This window comes from Rhizobium sp. SVR5-9E (genome assembly GCF_056755095.1).
Window position 1 is genome coordinate 1 of the sequence record NZ_JBNDHS010000179.1, and the last position, 4,248, is coordinate 4,248.

The window sequence follows — 4,248 nt, forward strand, 5'->3', positions numbered from 1 at the left end:
ATGCGTTCTGGCCCGAGGTTGGTTCGCAATGGCTCGCTCTTTCGACGTTTCTGATCAATGCCCTGATTGTCATCTGCTTGATGCAGGCGATCATCATCAGTCATCGCAGGCAGCGGAAGCTTCGGGAAGAACTCGCAAATTTCAACACGCGGCTCGAAGAGACCGTGGCGCGGCGCACCGCCCAACTCAAGCATGAGATGGAGGAGCATGCTGCTGCACAAGCGCAGGTCCGCCAGCTTCAAAAGATGGAGACGATCGGCCAGCTCACTGGCGGTGTCGCTCATGATTTCAATAACATGCTGGCGATCATCATCGGCAGCCTCGATCTCGCGGAACGCCGCCTTGCCGGGAAGGAGGATCCGCGTCTTCTAAATTCCATCCAGAATGCGCGCGACGGTGCTCAGCGTGCGGCCGTGCTCACGGCGCGGCTGCTGGCGTTTTCACGGCAGCAACCCCTGGCGCCCGAGGTCATTGATCTCAACAGGCTGGTGGGCGGCATGTCCGAGCTTCTTCGCCGAACGCTCGGCGAGCACATCAAGATCGAGACCGTTCTCGCAGGTGGGCTGTGGCCGACCTTCGCCGATTTGAGCCAGCTTGAAAACGCCATTCTCAATCTCGCGGTGAATGCCCGTGACGCAATGCCCGGCGGTGGCAAGCTGACAATCGAGACGGCAAATACCGAACTCGATGATCGTTACGCCCGCATGCATGCGGATGTCGATGCAGGCCAATATGTGATGACGAGCATCACAGACACCGGCATCGGCATGTCGCAGGAGGTCATAGAGCGCGCCTTCGATCCCTTCTACACGACCAAGGGGCCGGGAAAGGGCACCGGCCTCGGCTTGAGCCAGGTGTACGGCTACGTGAAGCAAAGCCGGGGCCATATCAAGATTTATTCGGAGGTCGGGCGCGGCACCACTACGAAGATTTACCTGCCCCGTCACGTCGGAGTGCAGACCGGGCGGCTTCCGGAATCCGGCGCTTTGCCCCTGCCGCAAGGCAGCGCCAAAGATACGATCCTGGTTGTCGAGGATGATGATGAGGTCCGCCGCATGACGATCGAGAGCCTGCGGGAACTCGGCTATACGGTGTTCGAGGCTTCGAGCGGCAGTGAGGCGCTGGAGGTGCTCGGGAAAAATCCCGATATCGATCTGGTTTTCACCGACATTATCATGCCGGAGATGAATGGCAGGCAGCTCGCCGACGCCGTGAACGAAAAATGGCCGGACGTGAAAATCCTGTACACGACTGGCTATACGCGAAATGCGATCGTCCACAACGGTGTGCTGGACCACGGCGTGTCGCTGCTGGCCAAGCCCTTCAGCCTCGAGCAGCTCGCTCATAAAATCCGGGAGCTTCTGAGTACTCCTTGAGAGGGGGCGCGAAGCCGTCGAGCTTCGCGCTTGACGCTGCTATTCAAGAACCTGAATAACCCGGTGCGTCTTTGGTTCTACAATCACTCGGCGTTCGTTGACAACGGTATAGGCATATCCGTCCATGTTGGGGACAGTGTGGATTTCAACGGTATCCGGAAGCGTGGTGCCAACGATTACGTCGCCCTCATAGACAACGGAGGGCGTTTGTTGCTCCATCACATAGGTGCGGACTTCGCCCGGCAACACGACGGAACCGGTCGGTGCAGGGTCGATGACGACAGTACTCTGCGCGAAGGCGGCAGAGCAGACCGTCAGCATTACTGCGGCCGTAGCCAGCATGGTCTTGCGCATGGGATGACTCTCCTTTTCTTACCAAGCCATGGTCAAAACGCTCGCATAGGTTCGTTGTTCCGGAAAAGCTTGCGGCAGTCCGCAACCTTGGCAAACCGGCTGCATCTGGCTACAGAGGATCGCAGGGAAGGGTCTGGCGCCATGAGCACGCCAACCGCAATCCTGATCCTCTGCCGGCGTGGTCCAGAGCGCGCCGCCTTTCCTGCTCTCGAAGCTTCATTGCAAGGAATTTTCTGTGTCCACCTCCAACGTACCCGGTAAACCCTACGACGCCTTCCTCTTCGACATGGACGGCACCTTGCTCAACTCGATACCAGTGGTCGAGCGCGTCTGGGGCGATTGGGCAATGCGTCACGGCCTTGAGCCTGAAGTCTTCCTGAAAACGGTACACGGCGTCCGCGCCCGCGATACCATTCGCCAGTTGGCACTTCCGGGCGTGGACCCGGACCATGAGGCTAGGGAACTGCTGATCGCGGAAATGGAAGACGTGGACGGGATTGTCGAGATCCCCGGCGCCATCCGGTTTTTGGCGAGCGTCCCCGCCGGCAAATGGGCAATCGTCACCTCCGCGCCGATCGCTCTTGCAAAACGACGCATGGCGGCCGCCGGCATTCCGATGCCTGAGGTTATCGTCAGCGGCGAGGAGGTCTCCGCCGGCAAGCCCAGCCCGGAATGCTATCTGCTCGGCGCCAAGCGCTTAGGCGTCGATCCCAAGCGGTGCCTGGTCTTCGAAGATGCCGTTGCCGGCATCCTTGCAGGTGAAGGCGCAGGAGCCGACGTCACCGTCATTACCACCACACATACGACACCATTCGAGACCCCGCATTTTTCGATCGCGGATTACGAAGCATGGAGCGTCCGGCCAATCGGCGAAAACGCGATCGCGATGGTAGGAGCGTGAGAGGAATGTCGCCTTTTTGAACGCATAACGGCTTTTTCCGCTTGCATTCAAGGCGGCGAAAAACTAAACGAAACAAGCCGTTTCGGCAGGTCGGGGCGTAGCGCAGCCCGGTAGCGCACTTGACTGGGGGTCAAGGGGTCTCTGGTTCATTATACGGGATCAGTGATTATGTTCAGACCGACCGCAGTACGGCGATGACGGAATGTAGCGCAGTCTGGTAGCGCACTTGACTGGGGGTCAAGGGGTCGTCGGTTCAAATCCGGCCATTCCGAGGTTTTTCAAGGGTTTACCTGCGGGGTGAACTTATCTTTTGGGGGTCAGTTAGTTTTGACACTAGCTGACCCTTTTGATTTCATACACACGGTTTTGCGATCTGAACACCTGAACTTTAAAGCTGTAAACGGTCATCCCGCCGCTTTATACCAAAGTATCTGCCGACTAGGCGGATTCCATTTTTCGCGGCTTTGCCGCGCTTGAAGCTTTCGCAGCAAACGCTGCGGAACCAAGGGTATGATTCGAGGCAGGTACAAGAAGGACGGACAACCGATACCGTAAGCCGCCGAATAAAGGCGGGGCCTCGCGGTCGCGTCCATAGAGCGGTCCTAGGACCTTGGTCCACTACACGGTCACGCTGAACAGCCTAACTGGTGAATGACGAGGAAGCGGATTGGTAACTGGGGTAACGCTCCTCGTACCCTCCTCCAGAGGCAGAAGGAGGCCACGGCTCAACTCATCGTCCCGGCTGTGGCCCCTTCAGGTCATCACAACGTGCAGGCATTGATGAAAGGGGCTGTGACGCCGTTTCAGACCAGTGTCGGCTCGGGATCGAGGTCGATCTGTTCGACGATATCGGGCGTGTCGTTTTTCGGTGATCCGACTTTCCTGTCGATGGGCCACATCGTCATCAGCCCCGATGGGAATGGCTTCAAAAGGTCGCTCGGATCGGGCTCCGGCGACAGCCAGCGTTGACGAGCTTCCGGGTGCAGAATGATCGGTATGCGGTCATGGATGGCGGCCATCATTTCATTCGCCGGGCAGGTGATGATGGCAAATGTGCGGACTTCTATGCCGGCCGGATCTCGAAACGTCTCCCAAACGCCGGCAAGCGCAAAGGGCGCTCCCGACTTCATAGCGACGGCATAGGGCTGCTTGTTTTTTTCGGCACCTCATCGTCCGTGACCGCAGGGGCGGCGGCGTCTCATTATCTACGACAATAGACGGCAAGACTACCCCCATGCAGTCCGGTGGCGGTTCCGCTTCCTCCAGCGCAGGTTCATCCGTCACTTCCGGAACCGCGGGCAGCCAGGCTTTCTCCACTGCGAGTGCAACCCGGCCAGATGGAACAGTCATCACGCGCCGGTCGGATGGTATCTGCGACATCACCAAACCGAAGAAGTAAGGAGACGATAATGAGAGCGAAGATCACCCTCGCGTGCATCGCCCTTATTGCGTCCATCGGTGGTACGCCTGCGATGGCGCAAGACTGCAACGCGGCCGGCACGGTCGGTTCTGGAGGTAGCGCTGCGCCCAGGCTAGCACTTACGAAGAGAGCCCTTCATGCTCGTAGAGCTGGTCCATGCTCAATGTCGCGACCTCGGCAAAGGGGATCTGATTCCT

Annotated in this window: 3 protein-coding genes, 1 tRNA gene and 2 pseudogenes; 4 read left to right on the plus strand and 2 right to left on the minus strand. The window is 58.6% G+C overall.

The genetic code is table 11. The features are described 5' to 3' along the window. A partial coding sequence (locus ACPYOJ_RS33870) for a response regulator (protein ID WP_481420154.1) occupies positions 1-1,376 on the plus strand: 1,376 nt, incomplete at its 5' end. 39 nt (positions 1,377-1,415) lie between these two features. Here the strand turns inward: ACPYOJ_RS33870 and ACPYOJ_RS33875 are convergent. Continuing rightward, a complete protein-coding gene (locus tag ACPYOJ_RS33875; RefSeq protein ID WP_481420155.1) occupies positions 1,416-1,730 on the minus strand; it encodes a DUF1236 domain-containing protein in 315 nt (104 codons plus the stop codon). Between the two features lie 235 nt (positions 1,731-1,965). On the opposite strand from ACPYOJ_RS33875, the gene ACPYOJ_RS33880 reads away from it, so the two are divergent. Next, positions 1,966-2,631, plus strand: a complete 666-nt coding sequence (locus ACPYOJ_RS33880) for an HAD family hydrolase (RefSeq protein ID WP_481420156.1) — start codon at positions 1,966-1,968, stop codon at positions 2,629-2,631. Positions 2,632-2,829: 198 nt separating this feature from the next. After that, a tRNA-Pro gene (locus tag ACPYOJ_RS33885) sits at positions 2,830-2,903 on the plus strand. A 531-nt stretch (positions 2,904-3,434) separates the two neighbouring features. Here ACPYOJ_RS33885 and ACPYOJ_RS33890 read toward each other — a convergent pair. Then, positions 3,435-3,797 (minus strand): annotated as a pseudogene (locus ACPYOJ_RS33890) (SOS response-associated peptidase); the annotation flags it as partial. Between ACPYOJ_RS33890 and ACPYOJ_RS33895 the strand changes: the two are divergent. Further along, positions 3,792-4,030 (plus strand): annotated as a pseudogene (locus tag ACPYOJ_RS33895) (hypothetical protein); the annotation flags it as partial. The pseudogenes ACPYOJ_RS33890 and ACPYOJ_RS33895 overlap by 6 nt on opposite strands. Positions 4,031-4,248: the final 218 nt, after the last annotated feature.